We start from the raw sequence: 22,774 nt of genomic DNA on the forward strand, positions 1-22,774 counted from the left end.
CTGAGCCGACAGGGAAGCCATGGCGACTTGCTGTTCAGCGTGATCCTTTTGCTTGATGGACAGCTGGATGTTGCGGCTCTTGCGATCCACGTTCACCACCACGGCAGTCACTTCGTCGCCTTCCTTCAGGACGGAACGAGCATCTTCCACGCGGTCTTGCGAGATTTCGGAAGCGCGCAGGTAGCCGATGATGTCTTCGCCCAGGTCGATTTCAGCGCCCTTGGCGTCCACAGTCTTGACCTTGCCGGTCACAACTTGGCCCTTGTCGTTCACGGTCACGAAGGTCGTGAAGGGATCGCTGTCCAGTTGCTTGATGCCCAGGGAGATGCGCTCGCGCTCAACGTCCACGGCCAGCACGATGGCTTCGACTTCTTGACCCTTCTTGTAGTTACGAACGGCGGCTTCGCCGGCTTCGTTCCACGACAGGTCAGACAGGTGCACCAGGCCGTCGATACCGGCAGCCAGACCCACGAACACGCCGAAGTCGGTGATGGACTTGATGGGGCCCTTCACGCGGTCGCCGCGCTTGGTGTTCTGGGCGAATTCTTGCCAGGGGTTAGCCTTGCACTGCTTCATGCCCAGGGAGATGCGACGCTTGTCTTCGTCGATTTCCAGAACCATGACTTCCACTTCGTCGCCCAGGGACACGAGCTTGGTGGGAGCAATGTTCTTGTTGGTCCAGTCCATTTCGGAAACGTGCACCAGGCCTTCGATGCCGGGTTCCAGTTCCACGAATGCGCCGTAGTCAGCAATGTTGGTGACCTTGCCGAACAGACGGGTAGCGGAGGGGTAGCGGCGAGCCACGCCCATCCAGGGATCGTCGCCCATTTGCTTCAGACCCAGGGACACGCGGTTCTTTTCGGTGTCGAACTTCAGGATCTTGGCAGTGATTTCCTGGCCAGCAGTCACCACTTCGGAGGGGTGACGCACACGGCGCCATGCCATGTCGGTGATGTGCAGCAGGCCGTCGATACCGCCCAGGTCCACGAACGCACCGTATTCGGTGATGTTCTTGACCACGCCCTGAACGATAGCGCCTTCCTTCAGGGTTTCCATCAGCTTGGCGCGCTCTTCGCCCATGGAGGCTTCCACCACAGCGCGGCGCGACAGCACCACGTTGTTGCGCTTGCGATCCAGCTTGATGACCTTGAATTCCAGGGTCTTGTTTTCGTAGGGGGTCAGGTCCTTGATAGGACGTGTGTCGATCAGCGAACCGGGCAGGAAAGCGCGGATGCCGTTGACCAGAACGGTCAGGCCGCCCTTGACCTTGCCGGAGGTGGTGCCGGTCACGAATTCGCCGGATTCCAGAGCCTTTTCCAGCGACAGCCAGGAAGCCAGACGCTTGGCGGTGTCACGGGACAGGATGGTGTCGCCGTAGCCGTTTTCGATGGAGCCGATGGCCACGGACACGAAGTCACCCACTTGGACTTCGACTTCGCCCTGGTCGTTCTTGAACTCGTCGAGGGGCACGTAGGCTTCCGACTTCAGGCCGGCGTTCACCACCACGAAGTTGTGCTCAACGCGCACGACTTCAGCGGTGATAACTTCGCCAGGACGCATTTCGGTGCGTGTCAACGACTCTTCAAAAAGGGCGGCAAAAGATTCAGACATGTAGTTCCTTGCCCGCAACCAGGTTTCCGTCGGCACCATTGCCAAGCGTTTTTAAGACTGATTGCGGAGGTTGTGGGTTTGGGCCCACGGGGTTAAAGGTTAACAACCTTGCTGCCGGTTCGCGGTCTGCGAAAGCCTGGTATCAAGGGCCAACAAGCCAGATGCGGGGCTGCCCCGAAAACTTCAAGCTGAAGTCTCAAGAGCGGCCAAACGGCTGGCGTTCCTGCCACCACGACAGCACCTGGGCAACCACTTCTTCAATGGTCATCTCGGAGCTGTCGAGCTGCAAAGAATCCTCGGCGGGCTTGAGCGGAGCGGTGGCGCGATTCATGTCGCGCGCGTCTCTTGCCTCAAGGTCTGCCAAAAGGGTGGACATATTAGCTGAAATTCCTTTGGAAATCAACTGTTTATATCGGCGCTCCGCGCGGCACTGGGCAGACGCCCACAAATAGACCTTGAGCGGAGCGTGGGGGAAGATGACCGTACCCATGTCGCGGCCGTCGGCCACCAGTCCCGGCAGGGCCTGGAAGGACAGCTGCAGATCCACCAGCGCGGTGCGTACGGCGGGCAGGGCCGATACGCGCGAGGCGTTCATGCCGGCTTCTTCGCTGCGAATGGCCAGGCTGATGTCCTCGTCGCCGAGCCAGACACGCTGCTGCGCATCGAAGCGTACCGGCATGTCCAGCGTCATTTCGGCAATGGTTTCCTCGTTCGACTCGTCAAGCGTCATGCCGGCGCGCGATGCGGCCAGGCCGGTGATGCGATACAGCGCGCCGGAGTCCAGCAACTGGTAGCCCAGGGCCCTGGCGACTTCTGCGGCAATCGTGCCCTTGCCGGAGGCCGTGGGCCCGTCGATGCAGATCACGGGAATGTGCTCGCGCTCGGCTTCGCTGACGGAGAACAGTGCCTCGAAATAGTCGGGAAAGGTCTTGGCCACGCATTTGGGATCTTCGATGCGCACGGGCAGCTTGGCCGGGTTGAAGGCCGCCAGAGAGAAGCACATGGCGACGCGGTGGTCGTCATAGGTGTGGATGCTGGCTGCTTTCCAGGCGGCCTTGCCGGCCGGGGGAGTGATGCGGATGTAGTCCGCACCTTCTTCCACCGAGGCGCCGAGCTTGCGCAGCTCGATCGCCATGGCGGCAATGCGGTCGGTTTCCTTGACGCGCCAGCTGGCGATGTTGCGCAGCGTGGTCACGCCGTCGGCATACAGCGCCATGGTGCCCAGCGTCATGGCAGCGTCGGGAATATGGTTGCAATCGAGGTCGATGGCTTTCAGAGGCCAGCTGCCACGGCTGACCTGCAGCCAGTTGGGGCCGCTTTCGATCTTTGCGCCCATGGCCTGGGCGGCTTCGATGAAGCGGATATCGCCCTGAATCGAATCCTGGCCCACACCCAGAATGCGGATGCTCTTGGGCTGCGGCGCGTTGTCGGCATCGGCGTCATCGGTGGTGCCGGTGGCAATCGCGCCCAGCGCGATGAAATAGCTGGCCGACGAGGCGTCGGCCTCCACATGGATGGCGCCGGGCGACTGGTAGCGGCTGCCTGCCGGGATCACAAAGCGCTGCCAGTTGTCGTTTTTCACGGCAATGCCGAAGCGCGCCAGCAGCTCCAGCGTGATGTGGATATAGGGCCTGGAGATCAGCTCGCCCACCACTTCGATGGTGATGTCGCGCTGTGCCCCGGGGACATTGGCCAGCAGGGGCAGGGCCATCAGCAGCGAGGTCAGGAACTGGCTGGAGACATCGCCGCGCACCTTGATGGATTCACTGCCCAGCTGGCTGAAGTCGGGCTGGCCGATCTTCAGGGGCGGAAAGCCTTCGTCCTTCAGATAGTCGATCTTGCAGCCCAGTTGGCGCAGCGCGTCGACCAGGTCGCCGATCGGGCGTTCGTACATCCGGGGCACGCCGGTCATCTCGAAGTCGCCGCCCAGCACCGACAGCGCTGCGGTCAGCGGGCGCATGGCCGTGCCGGCATTGCCCAGGAACAGCGTGGCCGCAGTGCCGGCCGGCAGCTGACCGCCGATGCCGGTGACCTCAATGGCCTGGCCGGGGGTGACGACGTCCGGGCTGATGCTGCAACCCAGCTGCTTGAGTCCGGCCAGCATGACGCGGGTGTCGTCCGAATCCAGCAGGTCGTGAATGGTGGTGGTGCCTTGGCTCAGTGCGGCCAGCAGCAGCACGCGATTGGAGATGCTCTTGGAGCCGGGCAGGCTGACGGTGCCGTTGGCGGAGTCTAGTGCGGGCAGATCCAGAAATTCGGTGGTGAACATAAAACTCTCGTAACCCCTGCGCAGCCTGGCTGCTTCGACACCGGGCGGCGCGGCGGGCGTTGCCCGGTGTCTGTGGCGGTTGGGTGAATAGATCGACGCCGCTAGTTTAAGAGCCTCGCTTGCCGCCCATGGTCCATTCGGCGCGCGCGGCGCTTGCCAGGGTCAGGCGGTCCTGCAGGCCCTGGCCGTCGTTGGCCTGCATCAGCCCTTCGAGCTGCTCAAGCGCCTGGCGGAACTGGCGCGACTGGGCCAGCACCTGATCGCGGTTGGCCAGCAGCACATCGCGCCAGAGCTTGGGGTCGCCCGCACCGATGCGCGTGAAATCGCGAAAGCCAGGTCCGGCCAGTGCCAGCATATCGTCGGCACCGGGCTGGTTCAGCACGCTTTGCATCATGGCAAATGCCAGCAGATGGGGTAGGTGGCTGACGGTGGCGAGTGCGCTGTCATGGGCCTCGGGCGACATGGCGGTGACCTTGCATCCCAGGGCCAGCCACAGTGCCTGGGCCTTGGCCAGATGAGCGGTCAGCGTGCGCTCCGTCGGGGTCAGCACGACCTGTGCGCCCTGGTAGAGCTTGACATCGGCGTGTTCCACGCCGGCCACTTCCTTGCCGGTGATGGGGTGGGCGGGCACAAAGCTGCCGATCTGGTCGCGCAGCGCCGAACGTGCGGCCTGCACCACATCGACCTTGGTGGAGCCTACGTCCATGATCATCATCTGGGGCGTGACCAGATGCTTGATGGACTTGAGTGTGGCCTCGGTGGCCGCCACGGGCACGGCCAGCAGCACCAGATCGGCGCCGGCCACCGCCAGCAGGGCGGAAGGGGCCTCCACGTCGATCACGCCCATCTGGCGGGCGCGCTCGGTGGTCGAGGGCGATTTGCTGTAGCCCACCACGCGCTTGACCAAGCCGGCTTTCTTGAGAGCCAGGGCGAAGGAGCCGCCCATCAATCCGCAGCCGATCAAGCCGAGCTGCTCGAACGGCTGCAATTCCTGAGTCGCCATCACTTGCTCACCGGGTAGGTGCCCAGCACCTTGTAGAACGCGCACAGGCCCTGCAGCTCCTGCAGGGCGGCGGCCACATTGGCCTGGGCCGGGTGGCCTTCGATGTCGATGTAGAAGTAGTACTCCCATTGACCGGTGCGGGCCGGGCGCGACTCGAAGCGCGTCATCGAGACGCCGTGCTTTTTCAGCGGCACCAGCAGGTCATGCACGGCACCGGCCGTGTTGGGCACCGAGACCACCAGGCTGGTGCAGTCGCTGCCGCTGGGGGCGGCTGTGGCCAGCGTGTGCGGCAGGCAGATGACGGCAAAACGCGTGCGGTTGTAGGCATCGTCCTGGATCGCGTGGCTGACGATGTGCAGGCCGAACTGCTGGGCGGCGCGCTCACCGGCAATGCCGGCCCAGTTGGGATGCAGGGCCGCCAGGCGCGCGCCTTCGGCATTGCTCTCCACGGGGCGGCGTTCGGCATGGGGCAGATGCTTGGACAGCCAGCCCTGGCACTGGGCCAGAGCCTGGGGGTGGGCGGCCACGACTTCGATGCCGTCCAGCGTATTGCTGGTGCGCATCAGGTTGTGGCGGATCAGCATGCTGACCTCGCCCACCACATGGCAGGGCGTGTGCAGGAACATGTCCAGCGAGCGCGTGACCACGCCCTCGTTGGAGTTCTCCACGCCCACCACGCCGTACTGGGCGCTGCCGGCGGCCGTGGCATGAAAGACTTCCTCGAAGCTGTTGCAGTACATCAGGTCGGCCGCGCCGCCGAAGTACTGGATCGCCGCTTCCTCGCAGAAGGTGCCGGCAGGGCCGAGCACGGCCACGCGCTGGGGGGATTCCAGTGCCAGGCAGGCCGACATGATCTCGCGCCAGATGGCTGCCACATGCGCGCCCTTGAGCGGGCCGGGGTTGTTGGACTTGATCTTCTCGATCACCTGGGCCACGCGGTCCGGGCGGAAGAAGGCCGAGCCTTCCTGCTTCTTGAGCTCGCCCACCTGCTCGGCCACATGGGCGCGCTGGTTGACCAGCTCCAGCAACTGGCGGTCCAGGGAGTCGATCTGGTTGCGCAGCGACAACAGCTCGGGGCTGGCTTGGGGTTCTTGGCTCATGAATCTCTCAAATTTCGTAGCTGCTGGCGCAAGTTGCACAAGGATTTCAGACCAAAACCTTGGTGAAATACTTGCAGATAAAGCGCTGGCAGCTCATCTTTTTACAAGGCTAAAGGCAGGCTCAGGCCTGACGTTGCTCGAAGTCCCGCATGTAGTCGACCAGCGCCTGCACGCCTTCGATGGGCATGGCGTTGTAGATGCTGGCGCGCATGCCGCCCACGGACTTGTGGCCCTTGAGCTGCAGCAGACCGGCTTGCTTGGCGCCGGCCAGGAAGGCGTCGTTGCGCGACTCATCATGAAGGAAGAACGGAATGTTCATGCGCGAGCGGCAGTTCGCAGCCACCTTGTTCACGTAGAACGAGGACTGGTCCACATAGTCATAGAACAGCTTGGCCTTGGCGATGTTGCGCGCTTCCATGGCTGCCACGCCGCTGAGGCCGCCTTCCGTCTGGCGCTTGAGCCACTGGAAGGTCAGGCCGGCCATGTAGATGCCCCAGGTGGGAGGCGTGTTGTACATGCTGCCGTTGTCGGCCACGATTTTGTAATCAAACGCCGAGGGGCAGACGGGCAGGGCATGGCCCAGCAGGTCTTCGCGCACGATGACGATGGTCAGGCCCGCGGGGCCGATGTTCTTCTGCGCGCCGCCAAAGGCCAGGCCCACGCGGCTCCAGTCGATGGAGCGCGAGGCCACGTGCGAGGAAAAGTCGATGACCAGGGGTGCATCCGAGCCCAGGGCCTGGAGGTCGGGCAGCTCGTGGAACTCCACGCCGTGAATGGTCTCGTTGCTGCAGATGTGCACATAGCTGGCGCCGCGGCTCAGATTCCAGCTGCTGGCGGCGGGAATCGTGGTGTAGTTGCTGTCCTTGGCGCTGGCGGCCACATTGGCATCGCTGGCGTACTTGGCGGCTTCCTTGGCTGATTTCTGGCTCCAGCTGCCGGTCACCACAAAGTCCACCACGCCGGCGCGCGACAGATTCATGGGCACGATGGCGTTTTCGGCAATGCCGCCGCCCTGCATGAACAGGATCTTGAAGTGGGCGGGCACGGCCAGCAGCTCGCGCAGATCGGCTTCGGCGGCTTCGTAGATGCTGATGAATTCCTTGCCGCGGTGGCTCATTTCCATTACCCCCATGCCGGAGCCGTGCCAGTCCAGCATTTCGGCGGCTGCGGTCTGCAGCACTTCTTCAGGGATGGCGGCGGGGCCTGCGGAGAAGTTAAAAGGGCGGTTCATCAGATTTACGCTCAAAACATGTGAAAGCGCTTGTCTAGCTTGCGCTTTCAGCTATCAAAACATTGGGCCACGGGCATGGATCATGCCTGTGGCGTCCGGTCCGTATCGGGGCAGCCCGGGGCTGGCCGATCAGGATGCGTCGCCGGACTCGGCTGCGCCTTCGGCGGCGGCGCTGCCGGAGTCTTTGGCTTCGCCATCCTCGCCGGCATTGTCGTTGGCATCATTTTCGACGATGCGCTGCAGGCCGATGAGCTTGGCACCTGCGTCCAGATTGATCAGCGTCACGCCCTGTGTGGCACGGCCCAGTTCGCGGATTTCCGCCACCCGGGTACGCACCAGCACGCCGGTGTCGGTGATCAGCATGATCTCGTCCTCGGGCGCCACCAGGGTGGCGGCCACGACCTTGCCGTTGCGCTCGGACTGCTGGATTGCAATCATGCCCTTGGTGCCGCGGCCGTGGCGCGTGTATTCGCTGATGGCCGTGCGCTTGCCGTAGCCGTTTTCGGTGGCGGTCAGCACGCTTTGCGAACCCGCCGCCACATTGCCCGTGCCGTCGTCGGCCTCGGCAACCAGCATGGCGATCACGTTCTGATGCTCTTCGATGTTCATGCCGCGCACGCCGCGCGCATTGCGGCCCATGGGGCGCACATCGTTCTCGTCAAAGCGCACGGCCTTGCCGCCGTCGCTGAACAGCATCACGTCATGCTTGCCATCGGTCAGCGCTGCGCCGATCAGGTAGTCGCCCTCGTCCAGGCCCACGGCAATGATGCCGGCCTTGCGCGGGTTGCTGAACTCGGTCAGCGCCGTCTTCTTGACGGTGCCCATGCTGGTGGCCATGAAGACGAAGTGATCTTCGGGGAAGCTGCGGTTTTCGCCAGTCAGCGGCAGCACCACGTTGATCTTCTCGCCGTCCTGCAGCGGGAACATGTTGACGATGGGGCGACCGCGCGAGCCGCGCGAGCCCGATGGCACTTCCCAGACCTTGAGCCAGTACATGCGGCCGCGGTTGGAGAAGCACAGCAGATAGTCGTGCGTGTTGGCGATGAAGAGCTGGTCGATCCAGTCGTCTTCCTTGGTAGCCGTGGCCTGCTTGCCGCGGCCGCCGCGCTTTTGCGAGCGGTACTCGGACAGGGGCTGGCTCTTGATGTAGCCGGTGTGCGAGAGCGTCACCACCATATCGGTGGGTGTGATCAGATCTTCGGTGGACAGGTCTTGCGCGCTGTACTCCACGGTGGAGCGGCGCTCGCCCTTCTTGGACTGACCGAACTCGGCCTTCACGGTGTTGAGTTCTTCGCCAATGATGATGGAGACGCGCTCGGGCTTGGCCAGGATGTCCAGCAGGTCTTCGATGACCGCCATGATGTCCTTGTACTCGGCCACGATCTTGTCTTGCTCCAGACCGGTCAGGCGCTGTAGACGCATCTGCAGAATTTCCTGGGCCTGGGTTTCGGACAGGCGGTACTGGCCGTTTTGCTGCATGCCGAATTCGACTTCCAGGCCCTCGGGGCGATAGTCGTCGGCATTGACCACGCCGCCGTCGGTACGCGTGCGGGTGAGCATCTCGCGCACCAGCTTGCTGTCCCAGGATTTTTCCATCAGGGCCGCCTTGGCCACGGGAGGTGTGGGAGCGTTGCGGATGATGGCGATGAAGTCGTCGATATTGGCCAGCGCGACAGCCAGACCTTCCAGCACATGGCCGCGGTCACGCGCCTTGCGCAGCTCGAACACGGTGCGGCGGGTCACCACTTCGCGGCGGTGCTCCAGGAAGACCTGGATCAGATCCTTCAGATTGCAGAGCTTGGGCTGGCCGTTGACCAGGGCCACCATGTTCATGCCGAAGGTGTCTTGCAGCTGGGTCAGCTTGTAGAGGTTGTTGAGCACCACCTCGGGCACTTCGCCGCGCTTCAATTCGATCACCAGGCGCATGCCGGACTTGTCCGATTCGTCCTGGATATGACTGATGCCCTCGATCTTCTTCTCGTGCACCAGCTCGGCCATGCGCTCCTGCAGCGTCTTTTTGTTGACCTGGTAGGGCAGCTCGTCAACGATGATGGACTGGCGCTGGCCACGATCGATGTCTTCGAAATGGCACTTGGCACGCATCACCACGCGGCCACGGCCTGTGCGATAGCCTTCCTTGACGCCGTTGATGCCGTAGATGATGCCGGCCGTGGGGAAGTCGGGCGCGGGAATGATCTCCATCAGCTCGTCGATGGAAGCTTCGGGGTTCTGCAGCAAATGCAGGCAGCCGTCCACCACCTCATTGAGGTTGTGCGGCGGGATATTCGTGGCCATGCCCACGGCAATACCCGAGGAGCCGTTGACCAGCAGGTTAGGCAGGCGGCTTGGCAGCACCAGTGGCTCGCTCTCGGAGCCGTCGTAGTTGGGGCCGAAGTCCACGGTCTCCTTGTCGATGTCGCCCAGCATTTCATGAGCGATCTTGGAGAGGCGGATTTCCGTGTAACGCATGGCGGCGGCGCTGTCGCCATCCACCGAGCCGAAGTTGCCCTGACCATCGACCAGCATGTGGCGCAGCGAGAAGTCCTGCGCCATACGCACGATGGTGTCGTAGACCGCGCTGTCGCCGTGAGGGTGGTACTTACCGATCACGTCACCGACGATACGCGCCGATTTCTTGTAGGGGCGGTTCCAGTCGTTATTGAGTTCGTGCATGGCGTACAGAACGCGGCGGTGCACGGGCTTGAGGCCATCACGCGCATCAGGAAGCGCCCGGCCCACGATCACGCTCATGGCGTAATCGAGATAACTGCGACGCATCTCCTCTTCAAGGCTGATGGGCAGAGTTTCTTTAGCAAACTGGGTCATGTCTAGTGATACTTTGACGGCTGGAAAACAGTCATTTTAGGTCGAATGCCGTGTGGCAGCAGAGCAACATAACTGAGGAATTACATAGCTGTCCTACTTGTTGGTGCCTAGTTGACAACACTCTTGCATGTTACGTATGGCACAATCATTTCAACGTTTTTGGTGATGGTCACTGATGACGTCCACAGATTCGCAGCCCTGCTGCGGCTTTTTCCCCAAGAGGAGAACCATGAAGAAACTGAACAAAGTGGCGATGTTGTTTGCCTCTGCTGCCCTCGTGACAGCCGCTGGCGCACAAGTGAAGGCTGCTGACGGTGGCAAGACTATCGACAACTGGCAAAACGGCACCAGCGAACTGGTGTGGAAGAACGGCACGAACGAACTGTGCTGGCGCGATGCCAACTGGACTCCTGCTACTGCCGCTGTTGATTGCGACGGTGCTCTGAAGGCCCAGGTCACTGCAGCTCCTGCTCCCGCCGTTGTGCCTCCCGCTCCTGTGGCTCCCCAGCCTGCAGTGGCATCCAAGGTTACCTACTCTGCTGACGCTTTCTTCGACTTCGACAAGTCCGTGCTGAAGCCCGCAGGCAAGGCCAAGCTGGATGACCTGACCGGCAAGATCAAGGACATCAACCTGGAAGTCATCATCGCCGTGGGTCACACCGACTCCATCGGTTCCGATGCTTACAACCAGAAGCTGTCGGTGCGTCGCGCTGAAGCTGTGAAGGCTTACCTGGTGTCCAAGGGCATCGAAAAGAGCCGCGTGTACACCGAAGGCAAGGGCAAGAAGCAACCCGTGGCAAGCAACGCCACTGCTGCTGGTCGCGCTCAAAACCGTCGCGTGGAAATCGAAGTTGTGGGCACCAAGGCTGCTCAGTAATCTTTCGATTGCTACACAAAAAAGCCCCGGTAACGGGGCTTTTTTTATGCCCGATCCATCGTGGTAATCGCGGACAATGGCGGCATGAGCAACACTATCAATGCCGACCCGGCAGAACTGGAAAAATTCTCCAGCCTGGCCCATCGCTGGTGGGATCCCGAGAGTGAATTCAAGCCACTGCATCAGATCAACCCCCTGAGACTGGACTGGATCAACGCCCAGGCACCCCTGGCGAACCAGCGTGTGCTGGATGTGGGTTGTGGCGGAGGCATTCTGGCGGACTCCATGGCGCGCAAAGGGGCCAAGGTGGTGGGTATCGACCTGGCAACCAAGGCTTTGCGCGTGGCGCAGTTGCATGCTCTGGAAACGGGCACGCCCAATATTCAATACCATGAGGTCAGCGTCGAGCAGCTGGCGCAAGAGCAGCCGGCCAGTTTTGATGTGGTGACCTGCATGGAAATGCTCGAGCATGTGCCCGATCCCGCATCCATCGTGCGGGCCTGTGCTCAGTTGGTCAAACCTGGTGGCTGGGTGTTCTTTTCCACCATCAACCGCAATGCCAAGGCATTTGCGCTGGCGATCGTGGCTGCTGAATACATGCTCAAGATGATCCCCAAGGGTACGCATGAATACGCCAAGCTGCTGCGCCCCAGCGAGCTGGCTCGCTTTGCGCGCGAGGCAGGCCTGGATGCCCAGGGCAGCAAGGGCATGGAGCACAACCCGATCTCGGGACGTTACTGGCTCAGCAATGACACCTCGGTCAATTACATGCTGGCAACACGCCGCCCTCAGGAGTGACAGTCATGTGGAAACATGTGAGAGCCGTCCTTTTTGATCTGGATGGCACCTTGATCGACAGCGCTCCCGATCTGGGGGCAGCCGCAGACAAAATGCGCGTGGATCGCGGCATGCCTTCGCTGCCGCTCAATGCCTATCGCCATATGGCTGGAGCCGGCGCACGCGGAATGCTGGGCATTGCGTTTGGCATGACGCCAGAGTCTGCAGGCTTTGCGGAAATGCGCGAGGAGTTCTTTCGCAATTACGAGCAATGCATGACCGAGCGCACCTATGCTTTCGAGGGTGTGCCGGAGCTGATCCGGGCTTTGGAGGCTGGCCCGTTGCTGTGGGGTGTGGTGACCAATAAGTCCATGCGTTTCACTGACCCATTGACGCGTCAGATGCCCCTGTTTGCTCAGGCGGCGGCCGTGGTGAGCGGGGACACGACGCCGCATTCCAAGCCCCACCCTGAGCCCCTGTTTGAGGCCGCGCGACGTATGCAGATTGCTCCCGAGCATTGCATCTATGTCGGAGATGATGAGCGTGATATCCAGGCGGGTGCTGCAGCGGGTATGAAAACGGTGGCAGCACGTTACGGCTACCTGGGTTCAACCGCAGATACTGCCCATTGGGGTGCCGATGCCCATATCAATTCACCACTTGAGCTGTTGAAGTTGCTGGGATGAGGCTAGAATAGGTGCCTAAGGGGCTGTCCTGGTTTCGACGTGGGTTCGGGGCCGGTGCGGTGCATGTCGAGCTTGAGTGATGCTCGTAAATCTCCATTCAAAAAACTAACTGCAAACGACGAACGTTTCGCACTCGCCGCTTAATCCGGTGAGCCTTGCAACAGCACGCTAGTGGGCTGGGCAAGGGGGTAGCAATACCTCCCGGCTGCAAGGGAATTTACATTAGCTGGCTGGATACCGGGCTTCTTGGTATTTGGCGAGATTTAAGGAAGCTGGCTACCCAGACAGCGTGTGCCTGCGGGGTTTGGGTGGCGAGATTTAAAACAGAGCACTAAACATGTAGATCTGTCCGGCGAAGGCTTACGGACGCGGGTTCAATTCCCGCCAGCTCCACCATCCACCTGTACAAAGGGGTTCAATGAAGTTCATTGAACCCCTTTTTCTTTTTGTAAATCAATGGCTTACGGTCTAGTGCTATCCAACGGCGTCTAACCACTGCCAAGAGCATGCCGGGGAACAAGCCGGGGAACAAACGGGGTAAAGTACAAATTCCTGGGGATTGTTCCCCGTTTTTTGTAGTTTTCCCTCTGTAGAGCTCCTGATGCTGACCGAAAAAGAATGCAAGAACGCTACTTGTCCGCCCGACAAAAAAAGAACACGTTTCACTGATGCTGCGGGTCTGTACCTGGAGGTAAGTCCCAAGGGGTCTAAGCGTTGGTTTTTGAAAACTTACGGGGATGGGAAGGAGAGTCGCTTGGCACTTGGCTCATATCCAAACGTGAGCTTGTCAGCCGCCCGTTTAGCCAGAGATCGAGTGAAGGTGGATAAGGCAGAAGGCATTGACCCAATTGAAGCTCGACGCCAAGCAAAAAAGAAGACTGAGGCAGTAGAGCCTGGCTCCACGTTCAAGGCTATTGCTGATGACTGGTTCGGAAAACAACGAAAAATGTGGAGCGAAACCCATGCGGATCGCTGCTATCGACAGTTAGAGCGTGATCTTTTTCCTTGGTTGGGAGGCATGGGATTAAAAGAAATAAAAGCCCCAAAGCTGCTAGATGCAATTCGTGTCATTGAAAAGCGAGGTGCTTTTGAGACGGCGAGCCGTGCTTTGATGCTTTGTAGCCAGATCTGGCGCTATGCAGCCGCTATAGGTGTTATTGAGCGTGATATCACTGCTGATCTAAAAGGCGCATTAACACCTTACAGAGGAAAGCACTTTGGCGCAATAGTTGACCCAAAGGAGTTTGGAAAGCTACTTTTGGCTATAGATAACTATCACGGTGGAGTTGTCGTTAAATCTGCATTAAGGCTCGCACCTTTAGTCTTTCAACGACCTGGAGAGCTTCGCGGGGCAAGATGGGATGAAATTAATTTTGAGGCATCGACCTGGACAATTCCTGCTCAAAGAATGAAGCGTGGTCTACATGGCAAAGAGTATGGTGATCCTCATGTCGTTCCACTATCCAAGCAGGCTTTAGAAATTTTTAACTTCCTTCATCTTTACACCGGAGTAGGTGATTTTTGCTTTCCATCACCAAAAAGCAAAGATAGGCCTATTTCAGAAAATAGTGTAAGAACTGCTCTTTTATCGCTTGGCTATACTTCAGACCGGCATACGTGGCATGGATTTAGAGCTTCAGCAAGAACTATGCTTGATGAGCAGCTTGAAGTGGATATTCTTGTTATTGAGGCGCAACTTGCTCATGCTGTAAAAGATGCTAATGGCAGAGCTTACAACAGAACAAAATACTTAAAGCAAAGAACTGAAATGATGCAGCTTTGGGCTGACTATATCGATGTTTTGAGGGGGAGGTGAGTTTTGAAGATTAAAAACGTATACCAAAAACTAAATGACTGCTTTGAAGGTCATCAAAGTAGATTGTTTGATCTAGAGATTGAGAGTTATAGGTTGAAACTTAAATTCCTCTTTGAATCATACATGTCACTGTCTTCAAGAGTTAGGATAGGAGAGAAAGGTATTGCTGCTTTTGATAGGGAAATATCTGAAATAGAAAGATTTGAAGTTTTTATTTTATTTTTTAACTCTTTTTCTAAATCATTATTAAAAAATGGTAATAAATTAAAGTTAAGAGTTTTTTGGAGTGAATTTAATTTCGTTGAGAAAATTTTAATAGTATTTAATGATGATTTGAATGATATTGATGTTGATTCATTATGCGAAAAGTTTTCGTTTATTAAATTTCACCCATGTTTTAAGTTTTCGAAGCTTCTGGATGTTGGTTTTGAGGGGTTATTGAAGTTTCTATCAAATGCAAATTACAAGAAAAATGAGAGAAATTTCTTTAAAGGACTAGAAGAAGGGAAAAAGAAAATTTCTCAATCTTTGATTGAAGGAGTGGCGGTTCATGAAAAGCTTTTGATCGTTCCGTTGGATGTGATGGTGAAATCTGAAGAGGCTGATTTGGATGCTTTAAAAAACGATGTGGATCTGTTTATTAGAAAAATAAAATTTGATAAAAGATTTGGAATGAACTTGATTTCATACTTCATTAAGATTCAAACAAGAAGTTTATTCATTAATGATTACTCAATTCCTGTTGCAAAGTTGGCTTTGGTTTTTTCATTTAAAGGAGGTAGATTTAAATATTTTAATTTTGAATTAAGCAATTTTTGCTTGCAGGAGAATTTTTCTTCAGTTGTATTTGAGTCCAAGTCTATAAGCCATGTTGATGCTTCAAGTGGTTTTAATGCGTTTGTTTTATCTTCATTAAATTTTGAAAATTTAAAAATATGGTCTGAGAAGTTCCTCTTTGATAGGAATTTCTGCTCTGCGACTAGTAAAAAATTTTTTAATCATTATTAAATTTTGAGAAATAAAAAACTTCTAATTTTTGAAAAAGTTAAGTAGTTTTTATAGGTATTTTGTATGATTTTCCTATGTATCAACTAGTTCATCACCAATCATGAAAAAGATGTGTTGCTTTCTGATTGGCAGTGGACAGTGTTTGATTGAATAGGGCTTTCAATGGGCGTTGTGGATTTTTTACTTCGTGACAGATGTTTTGTCACGAAGGTCTCACGTTGAGCTCTTTGGATGACTTGCCATCCCTGATGGTCAGAATCCTTGAAGAGAAATGGCTAAAAAACCTTATGTGCTTTTGCGCATGGATGATTTATGTGAAAAATTGCAGCTGTCTAGGGCAACGTTATATAACTTGATGAGGGAAAATTCAAAGTACTACGATCCAAGTTTTCCAAAACATATAAAACTTACTTCCAATTCGGTTGCTTGGATTGAAGATCAGATTGACGAGTGGATTGAGTCCAAGATGAGTGCTGCTCAGTTATCTTGAGGACCTAACTTGCCAGCCATGCGCTGGCTTTGTTTTTTCAGAAAACTTGTGTGAATGACTGGTGATTCTGATCAGTTTTTCTGATTTAAAACATGAAGTATTTTGGGGGCTTATGTTATTTAATTTAATAATAAAGATAACTTAAAGAATAGTAAATCATCTAACTGATGACATATACCCAAGCAACCATCCCGTGAAGAGGATTGCTTGTGTAATGAAGGAACGAAGAGATCTAATCTCACCATCTTAGCTTGACCCTAAGGTGGTCAAGCTTCTGAGTGCTGTATGAAGTTTGAAATTGAGAAAAGCTCTCTTGAGTTGGAAACTCTACTCTATGAGCTGCAGATAGCTTCCTGGGTGAAGCTGGCTGATGAGATCGCTAGAAGAATCTACTCTTCTTTGCAGTTGAGTTTGAAGCTAAGGCTCAGTAGGAAGTTGAGAGTTTTGCTTCAAGCCTTAGATCGTGAACTTCCTAGCTCTGTTGATGCATTCTTCAAAGAGACGATTGGCAAGGTCTATACATCGCAGACTGTGTTTAATGCTCTTTTGGAAAGTAGGGTGGAGTGTAAGTGCGAAGCTAACTTTGCAAGAGTGTTTTTTTATAACTTAATGAAGAGGATTGGATCTAAGGGGTTTCACAACGCCTATCAAGAGGAAGATAAGATCCACAAGCGTAGGGCAGAGTCTTTGTATGGCTATATTTCTGATTTAAAAATAGCTCATAGCAAGATCATGATTGTGAGGCTTGACCTTTACTACCATCAAGAACTTATTCAGTCAATAATATCTCAGCAAAACGTCGTAGCTGATTGGAGTCGACTGCTTGCTTTTGCACGCAAGATCTATAAAGGGAATTTTCTTGGCTATGCGATGAAGGTTGAGTTTGGTAATGATAGAGGAGTTCATGTTCACTCTATCTTTATCATGAACGGATCAAACCTCGAGCGTGATGTGAAGGTAGCAAGGAGGCTTGGTCATCACTGGGTCAAAGATGTTGTCCCAGGGATCGGCAGATACTTCAACTGTAACGAGAAGACGCATCGGGAAAAGTACAAGTGGAGGGCGGTAGGTACTTTTACAAAGATGGATGAAGAGTTCCGGAATGGCGTGAAGGCCATGTCTGCTTACGTCACTAAGCCTGATCCACTTCCGCGTCTAGTGGTTCATGGGTTAAAGAAGAAATTTCGTAAAGGAGAACTCAACGAAAGGCAAAAAGAGCGTGTGAGGCGTCGTAATAGGCTTTAAAAGCAACGCTTGATGCAGATGCAGGGATGTAGTGGGTAAGGTCATTGCTCTTTAGGCGAGAGCAATGACCTGCAGCGAAGTGGAAGTACCACGTTGGACTAATGAGCTGTCCTGTACGTTTAGTTGTTCGGCTGCATTGCTGCGATTGCTGTCGACCGCAATGTCTACCTCTTGCGCTGCTCTGGGCCAGAAAGCGGACGCTCAAATCAAGCTTCTTGAAGAGTATTTAGGCGCCCAGCGATATGGCGCTGCTCCTGCTAGTGGATCGACTTCCGGCAAGTTCGGCGCAGCATCTGACGGTGTCGGATCTCATCCCTGCGCTTCTTGGAGCGTTGGCGCGATTTCCGAGACGCATTGCAATCACCCCAGTGCTGAGTCAGCGGTGCTCCTGTAACTCTTCATGGATCCAAGAAAACTCAATACTTCTTTCAGTGTGAGCTTCAATGGGTTAGCCATAAAGCATGGCTAACCAATGTTCTGATACGCTTGTAAGCAAAAGCGACTGTCGGAGGTGTATGACTGGACTCTTCGTCGAGCAGCGTGGGCTATGCGAGAGGGCCGGCGCCTTCCAAACGTGCTAGTTAGTAAGACGAAAAAGCCCTTCCGGTATTTAGCTACGCATCGTCTGTGAAAACTACAACAGGAGCGCTTCTTGGCCAAGTCTCTTATCAAGGTAATGCTGTCTAGCCGGTGTATGGACGCTTTTCCTGCAGGTAGCAAGACCAATCTGACTGACCTGCGAAGGGAACTGAAAAAGGAGATCGAATCAGCCGAGGTGCTGGGGCGAAAGCTCTTTGAAGTCTGGATCAACGAAGACGCACCGCCGGCCGAGGGCGCACAAGATAGCTGGGATGCCTGTCTGCAAGCCGTGCGCGAGTGTGATGTGCTTATCGTGCTATCCAACGGCAATGCAGGCTGGGCCGCAGGCGACCAGGACATCGGAATCTGCCACGCGGAATACATGGAGGGTCTTCGTTCTGCGCAAGCCAAGGTGCGCCTGGTGGCATTACCGACAGTGGTCGACGCTCAGGGCTCTGCAGGCGAGCGCAACCGGCGCTTTCAGGACTATCTCTCGCGGCAGAGCGCCTTCCGGGGCGGTGAGGTGAAGACCGCCGCCGATGCCAAAAAACGCGTGTTCGAGGCTCTCTCGGATGCCGTGGTTTCGCTGACGCAACGGGGCGTACAGGCTGCCGCGTCGACGCGTTTCGATGTCGGCGCCGCCCTGGACTGGACCCGGCTCGACTTCCGTCAGCGAAAAATGGCTATGGAGTCAACGCTTAAAACAGCCTTGGGCGGTCTCAAGGGCGCTAAAGCGGTGGACGGCGGTGTGGTAGTCAATCTGGATGGCAAGGACGTAGCGGTAGTCGTTCACGCAATTCCAGCCTCGTTCAGTGTGGCTGCGGCGCGCGAGCTGGTGGGGCGGCCCTTCCTGGAAGATCACCAACGCATCAAGCTTCTGGCTTCGGCCCATGGGCCACTGCACCTGATTGCCTGTCACCGGGGCGCAACGGAAACCCAAGCCACGTCGCTACTGGGATTTCCAGACGCGACGGTGGTAAGCGGCCCCTTTGGAGTGTTTGTGGCCGATGACGTGCAGAAGGTGCAATTCGCCTTCTTGGCCAACTGCCGAGACGACTCTCAGACGAGACACGCGAGTCAGCGTTTTTTTGAATGGTTGCAACAAACCGGTGAAGCAGCGCTGGTGGCGCGCAGGGCGGTGTCTCGCGCTCGAATCGTTACGGTAGTAGCGAAAGAAATGAATACCTGAGGAGGCTGAACATGAATGAAAAGGATCTGCTGCTGGGGCCGGTGCTGTCGTTCCGTGGTATCGGAAAAGGGGATGCTTGGCGAGTAACGGCACTGATTGGTCTCAAGGCAGGTGCACAGATCCCGGAATTCCAAGTAGATGGCAAAGCATGTGCTGCACCTAGGGAGCTATTGTCAATGCGTGGCGAGCGCTATCTGCGCTACGACATTTCCTGCAAGGTCTTGAAAGATGAGCGCACGGTCAGATACGGCATCCCGGATGGGCTAACCTGGAACATTACGGTGCCAGGCAAGGATTTTTCTCCACGCATGGCGTACGTATCGTGCAACGGATTCTCTGACCCTGCAGTGATGAGGAAAATCATCCGTACGTCAGATGCGGTGTGGGAGGACCTGCTCTACAGCCATGATCGCAAACTGCGCAGAAAGCCAGGGGAAGGAGAAGTCAAGCTGCTGGACAAGGAGCAGTTGTGGCATGAGAAGCGCATTCACGACAAAGGCCTTCAGCGTTTTCACTTGATGCTCATGGGCGGCGACCAGATCTACTTTGACTCTATCTGGGAGGACATCAAAGCGCTGCGGCAATGGGTTGGCCTGCCTCGCCAGGCCCAACTGGACTTCAAGGTCAGCAAGCCTCTCGAACGGGAGATAGAGGCCTACTATTTCGGCCTGTACAAACAACGATGGCTCCCCATTGAGAGGCAACCATGGTCGTCCACGACGGCTGCGCTTGATGCTGGGGCAGCGATGGCCTCCATGCCAAGCATCATGATGTGGGACGACCACGACATATTTGACGGCTGGGGGTCATACAGCTGCGAGATGCAGAACTGCGAGCTATTTCAAACACTCTTTCGCCATGCACGCAGGGCATTCTGGGTGTTCCAGATGCAACATGCGCTGGAAGATCTGCCTGAACTGGAGGACACAACGCCGGCAGGATTCACCCGTCAGGACCCTCTGCTAAGGCCTATCCCATGGAGCAAGGTGCTCGCTAAGGATCCGCTGGCACTTCCGCTACTCGACAATCAACCAGGATTTACGTCCGCCTACTCGATCGGGCTAGTATCCGTCGTCGCTGCCGACTTGCGCACGGAACGCTCCCGAACCCAGGTCATGGGATCGGATACGTGGCAGCAAATCAAAGAATGGACTGGCAACCTGAAATCTGGAGGCGCGGGGCCACAGCCGAAGATTGGATGCCAACACCTTCTGTTCATGTCCTCCGTGCCGGTGGTGCACCCGAAGCTCCCATTGGCAGAACTGTTTTTGGATAAATTCGGGCAGGATCACGTCACCGATAGCAACGCCGACGACCTCAAAGATCACTGGTCACATGATGACCATGAGGGGGAGCGAAAGCGACTGCTCGAAGTGCTATCTAATTTTGCTTGCGACAAGAAGATTCGGGTTTCTTTGGTCTCCGGGGACGTGCATGTTGCAGCGTGGGGAACGGCCTACCGCAAAGACCTACTCGCCTCGGAAACGTGGTCGCAAATGCATCAATTTACTTCCTCTGCTGTTGTGCACCCATCGTTGATGGGGGTGACAGAGCGGCTGTTTCTTGCCTGGTTGAACTCCAATGCCAAGAAGCCTCAGAACATCGATGTGCAGTATGTAGCCGAAGTCATGACGTTTCCGGGACATGACACTCATGTCATGGCTGCGCGCAACTGGCTGGCCTTGGAGTTGGATCTTGGATCCGCCGAAGGGTGCAAGCTTTGGGCAACCTGGCGATGTGAGACCGAAACTAGTTTTTCAAACCATTTGGTTGCGGTGGCACCCATTACCTAGGCTGATTCTTTCGGAGCTGCGGGTCATGCGCTGGTGTCGAACTCAATTGGGAGAATGAGATGGCTAAAAGCTATCGCCGCCTGAACCTTTTTATGGCAAAGCCCTTAGGCGATGGCCAAATGTTGTTTGCGGATCTGCTTGCTGATGCACCAGTGGACACCTACCCCATGGCAGACACCCTAGGTATCGACGGAGTCATTTACGTGAGACGAAGCGCGGAGAAAAGGCCTAGTTGGGGTCCTGTGCTCGACGAGGTTGCGGGCCGCGTCATACCCGATCTCGCAAATCGATCGAGTTCGGCGGTGCTATTGCTTCGGGTGGAAGGCGACGTCTTTGCCTTTACCTTTGGCTACGGCCGGTATTTGATCGATCAGTCGCTGTTCGTTCAGGACTTTGGCCTCCGTACAGCACTCAACACACTCGACGACAAATCACTGCGTAGCGTCGACTTGCATACCCTCGAAGACCAGCCTGTTCAGAAGAAGTCTCAGGCTGCTCGCGACTCGGAGGTAGGCGTCTTCGGGATCGACATCCTGCGGGATGTTCTTCGCGCTGTGACGGGCGTTCCCAAACGCGGAGTTGACCTTATGCAGATCGCCGGTGGAGATGCGATGTTTTCATTTGGCGCCGAAATGGAAGCCGCAGATTTCCCGGAGTTGGCCCGCCGCATCAAAGGCTATTACAACAATGACGACTACAAGACGTCCTTCTCGTGGGTGGACAACGTCCGTAAGGTCAAGGATGATGCCTCGATCAATGCGCTGAACGCGCAGCTGGTTCAAGCTGTCTCCGCGCGCAATCCTGGAGTCATGGTCACACTGCCGGAGATTGGCACATGGGACACGATCCTTGGTTTCAGCTTTACGCGGAACAAAGACGGTGTGCGTCCCGTCATTCATTCGGCCGACTACCTCGACACCATTCCTGATCTGGCGCGCCTAACCGTCGAGGGTCTGAAGCGCGACCGGCTTTTTGTCCACGACGTCGATGGCAACATTACCGAACACCCGGTGTATCGCTGCATCTACTTCGAGATCGCCGACGGCGGCAAAACGAACATCATCTTCGATGGTAAGTGGTATGAGGTTGATGCGACATTCATTGGCCGTATTACAGAGACATTGGACTTGGTTCAGATATCCACCCTTGCATTTCCGGCAGTTGAAGTGTGGGATGACGGAGATAAATCGAAAATTGAGTCCGAGGGCGAGTACAACACTCGAGCGGCCGCAGCGCATGGCTACTTCCTGTTGGACAAGAAGCTTGTCAAGACCGACCGGGCTACATCGTCCATAGAACTCTGCGACCTGCTGACTCCTGCCAAGCAATTGGTGCACGTAAAGCATCGCAAGGGCGGATCGGCTGGACTGAGCCATCTCTTTGCTCAGGGCGGTGTAGCTGCTGAAATCATGCTCGGCGACAAAGCGTTCCGCAAAAAGGCGCGAAAGGTGCTACGCGGGGTAAATCCGGCTGCACGTGATCTCGTGCCCTTGGACACAGTCAAGAGCGCTGACTATGAAATTGTTTTTCTAATCCTAGGCGAGGGCAATGCGACGCTCAAGCAGAACTTACCGTTTTTTAGCAAGGTGAACCTGTCGAAGGCATTCGAAAACCTCACCCAACGCGGATTCCGGGTTTCGATCGCTGGCGCTCCGACGACACGGCGCTTAGCCACTTGATCAGGAAGCCCGCGCAGGGATAAACGGAAGTTCAAAGGGCACTCTGTTGCTGGTGCTTCACGCCCCTCAGCTATCTGTCGACAAGTAAAACTCGGTAACGGTGCGCAACGACTGCAGTCGATGGCCGATGGCCGACTGGTGCTCTGCGCAAAAGAGCTGCAGGTCGGCACTCCTGCTGCGAAGGGTCGCGTTCCACCGAAAGCGGCATGCCGCAGGCTACTTCCGCTTTGCAGCGGTTGGCGCCGACCGCCGCCAACAGGCGAACTCACGCTGCATGGCGCTAAGCAGTCCTTGGCCCCGGCGACAAGCGCTGGCCCAAATGGTGGCTCTACTGGAGGGGTAGGACATTTACCGGACGCCCGCGCCGTGCCAGTGATCGTTTCCAAACTTGCAGCCCCGAGACCCGGATGGATAGGCTCTCCATGTCATCCTGATGGCTTGACCCGCGCAAACATCGCCATCACCAGAGCGGGCAGCACATGCACTGATGTTGGCCACATGGGGCGCCGCCCCGAGCGCCCATAGCGAAGGGTAAGCACCTGGCCCAAAAGAACGAAAAAGCGTATGCTACGAAAAACCGTACACAAACTAGTCT

The 22,774-nt window shown here is 56.2% G+C and carries 16 protein-coding genes and 1 other RNA gene; 11 read left to right on the forward strand and 6 right to left on the reverse strand.

Annotated features, from left to right (window positions below; translation table 11 throughout):
* From rpsA to gyrA, 6 genes are all read right to left on the reverse strand, one after another.
* Positions 1 to 1,611: 30S ribosomal protein S1 (rpsA, locus tag ACLBXN_RS03860; protein ID WP_447611202.1), on the reverse strand; the 1,611-nt coding region annotated here is incomplete at its 3' end.
* Positions 1,612 to 1,807: 196 nt separating this feature from the next.
* Entirely contained in the window at positions 1,808 to 3,880 is a 2,073-nt protein-coding gene (locus ACLBXN_RS03865; RefSeq protein WP_447611204.1) for a bifunctional 3-phosphoshikimate 1-carboxyvinyltransferase/cytidylate kinase, read from the reverse strand.
* Positions 3,881 to 3,986: 106 nt separating this feature from the next.
* Entirely contained in the window at positions 3,987 to 4,883 is an 897-nt protein-coding gene (locus ACLBXN_RS03870; RefSeq protein WP_447611205.1) for a prephenate dehydrogenase, read from the reverse strand.
* Complete coding sequence (pheA, locus tag ACLBXN_RS03875; RefSeq protein WP_043006743.1) at positions 4,883 to 5,983, reverse strand: prephenate dehydratase; 1,101 nt, start codon at positions 5,981 to 5,983, stop codon at positions 4,883 to 4,885. The genes ACLBXN_RS03870 and pheA overlap by 1 nt, the downstream gene beginning before the upstream one ends.
* Positions 5,984 to 6,104: 121 nt before the next feature.
* Positions 6,105 to 7,214 (reverse strand): 3-phosphoserine/phosphohydroxythreonine transaminase, encoded by a 1,110-nt coding sequence (gene serC / locus ACLBXN_RS03880; protein WP_447611206.1) that lies wholly within the window; start codon positions 7,212 to 7,214, stop codon positions 6,105 to 6,107.
* 129 nt (positions 7,215 to 7,343) lie between these two features.
* Positions 7,344 to 10,040, reverse strand: a complete 2,697-nt coding sequence (gene gyrA / locus ACLBXN_RS03885) for a DNA gyrase subunit A (protein WP_447611207.1) — start codon at positions 10,038 to 10,040, stop codon at positions 7,344 to 7,346.
* Positions 10,041 to 10,269: 229 nt separating this feature from the next.
* On the opposite strand from gyrA, the gene ompA reads away from it, so the two are divergent.
* From ompA to ACLBXN_RS03940, 11 genes are all read left to right on the forward strand, one after another.
* A complete protein-coding gene (gene ompA / locus ACLBXN_RS03890; RefSeq protein WP_003057138.1) occupies positions 10,270 to 10,917 on the forward strand; it encodes an outer membrane protein OmpA in 648 nt (215 codons plus the stop codon).
* Between the two features lie 84 nt (positions 10,918 to 11,001).
* A complete protein-coding gene (gene ubiG / locus ACLBXN_RS03895) occupies positions 11,002 to 11,715 on the forward strand; it encodes a bifunctional 2-polyprenyl-6-hydroxyphenol methylase/3-demethylubiquinol 3-O-methyltransferase UbiG (protein WP_043006750.1) in 714 nt (237 codons plus the stop codon).
* Positions 11,716 to 11,720: 5 nt separating this feature from the next.
* Complete coding sequence (locus ACLBXN_RS03900) at positions 11,721 to 12,380, forward strand: HAD-IA family hydrolase (RefSeq protein WP_447611210.1); 660 nt, start codon at positions 11,721 to 11,723, stop codon at positions 12,378 to 12,380.
* Between the two features lie 19 nt (positions 12,381 to 12,399).
* Positions 12,400 to 12,776, forward strand: a transfer-messenger RNA (tmRNA) gene (ssrA, locus tag ACLBXN_RS03905).
* A 205-nt stretch (positions 12,777 to 12,981) separates the two neighbouring features.
* A complete protein-coding gene (locus tag ACLBXN_RS03910) occupies positions 12,982 to 14,196 on the forward strand; it encodes a tyrosine-type recombinase/integrase (RefSeq protein WP_447611212.1) in 1,215 nt (404 codons plus the stop codon).
* A 123-nt stretch (positions 14,197 to 14,319) separates the two neighbouring features.
* Positions 14,320 to 15,204 carry a hypothetical protein gene (locus tag ACLBXN_RS03915; protein ID WP_447611213.1) on the forward strand — a complete coding sequence of 295 codons (885 nt, stop codon included), beginning with the start codon at positions 14,320 to 14,322 and terminating at the stop codon, positions 15,202 to 15,204.
* Between the two features lie 271 nt (positions 15,205 to 15,475).
* Positions 15,476 to 15,694, forward strand: coding sequence for a helix-turn-helix transcriptional regulator (locus tag ACLBXN_RS03920; protein ID WP_447611214.1), 219 nt, complete (start codon positions 15,476 to 15,478; stop codon positions 15,692 to 15,694).
* Between the two features lie 285 nt (positions 15,695 to 15,979).
* Positions 15,980 to 16,939 carry a hypothetical protein gene (locus tag ACLBXN_RS03925; protein ID WP_447611215.1) on the forward strand — a complete coding sequence of 320 codons (960 nt, stop codon included), beginning with the start codon at positions 15,980 to 15,982 and terminating at the stop codon, positions 16,937 to 16,939.
* Between the two features lie 652 nt (positions 16,940 to 17,591).
* Complete coding sequence (locus ACLBXN_RS03930) at positions 17,592 to 18,707, forward strand: DUF4062 domain-containing protein (protein WP_447611216.1); 1,116 nt, start codon at positions 17,592 to 17,594, stop codon at positions 18,705 to 18,707.
* An 11-nt stretch (positions 18,708 to 18,718) separates the two neighbouring features.
* On the forward strand, positions 18,719 to 20,500 hold the full coding sequence (locus ACLBXN_RS03935) for an alkaline phosphatase family protein (protein ID WP_447611217.1): 1,782 nt from the start codon (positions 18,719 to 18,721) through the stop codon (positions 20,498 to 20,500).
* Positions 20,501 to 20,559: 59 nt separating this feature from the next.
* Positions 20,560 to 22,179 (forward strand): TIGR04141 family sporadically distributed protein, encoded by a 1,620-nt coding sequence (locus ACLBXN_RS03940; RefSeq protein WP_447611218.1) that lies wholly within the window; start codon positions 20,560 to 20,562, stop codon positions 22,177 to 22,179.
* Positions 22,180 to 22,774: the final 595 nt, after the last annotated feature.

It is taken from the genome of Comamonas sp. C24C, from assembly GCF_053345995.1.

What these genes read in the sequence shown, in the direction of transcription:
- ACLBXN_RS03900 (WP_447611210.1), top strand. Translation starts at nt 11,721, where the DNA reads ATGTGGAAACATGTGAGAGCCGTCCTTTTTGATCTGGATGGCACCTTG.
- ACLBXN_RS03920 (WP_447611214.1), top strand. Translation starts at nt 15,476, where the DNA reads ATGGCTAAAAAACCTTATGTGCTTTTGCGCATGGATGATTTATGTGAA.
- ACLBXN_RS03870 (WP_447611205.1), bottom strand. Translation starts at nt 4,883, where the DNA reads ATGGCGACTCAGGAATTGCAGCCGTTCGAGCAGCTCGGCTTGATCGGC.
- ACLBXN_RS03940 (WP_447611218.1), top strand. Translation starts at nt 20,560, where the DNA reads ATGGCTAAAAGCTATCGCCGCCTGAACCTTTTTATGGCAAAGCCCTTA.
- ACLBXN_RS03915 (WP_447611213.1), top strand. Translation starts at nt 14,320, where the DNA reads ATGTCACTGTCTTCAAGAGTTAGGATAGGAGAGAAAGGTATTGCTGCT.
- ubiG (WP_043006750.1), top strand. Translation starts at nt 11,002, where the DNA reads ATGAGCAACACTATCAATGCCGACCCGGCAGAACTGGAAAAATTCTCC.
- serC (WP_447611206.1), bottom strand. Translation starts at nt 7,214, where the DNA reads ATGAACCGCCCTTTTAACTTCTCCGCAGGCCCCGCCGCCATCCCTGAA.
- ACLBXN_RS03935 (WP_447611217.1), top strand. Translation starts at nt 18,719, where the DNA reads ATGAATGAAAAGGATCTGCTGCTGGGGCCGGTGCTGTCGTTCCGTGGT.
- ACLBXN_RS03925 (WP_447611215.1), top strand. Translation starts at nt 15,980, where the DNA reads ATGAAGTTTGAAATTGAGAAAAGCTCTCTTGAGTTGGAAACTCTACTC.
- ompA (WP_003057138.1), top strand. Translation starts at nt 10,270, where the DNA reads ATGAAGAAACTGAACAAAGTGGCGATGTTGTTTGCCTCTGCTGCCCTC.
- gyrA (WP_447611207.1), bottom strand. Translation starts at nt 10,040, where the DNA reads ATGACCCAGTTTGCTAAAGAAACTCTGCCCATCAGCCTTGAAGAGGAG.
- ACLBXN_RS03910 (WP_447611212.1), top strand. Translation starts at nt 12,982, where the DNA reads ATGCTGACCGAAAAAGAATGCAAGAACGCTACTTGTCCGCCCGACAAA.
- pheA (WP_043006743.1), bottom strand. Translation starts at nt 5,983, where the DNA reads ATGAGCCAAGAACCCCAAGCCAGCCCCGAGCTGTTGTCGCTGCGCAAC.
- ACLBXN_RS03865 (WP_447611204.1), bottom strand. Translation starts at nt 3,880, where the DNA reads ATGTTCACCACCGAATTTCTGGATCTGCCCGCACTAGACTCCGCCAAC.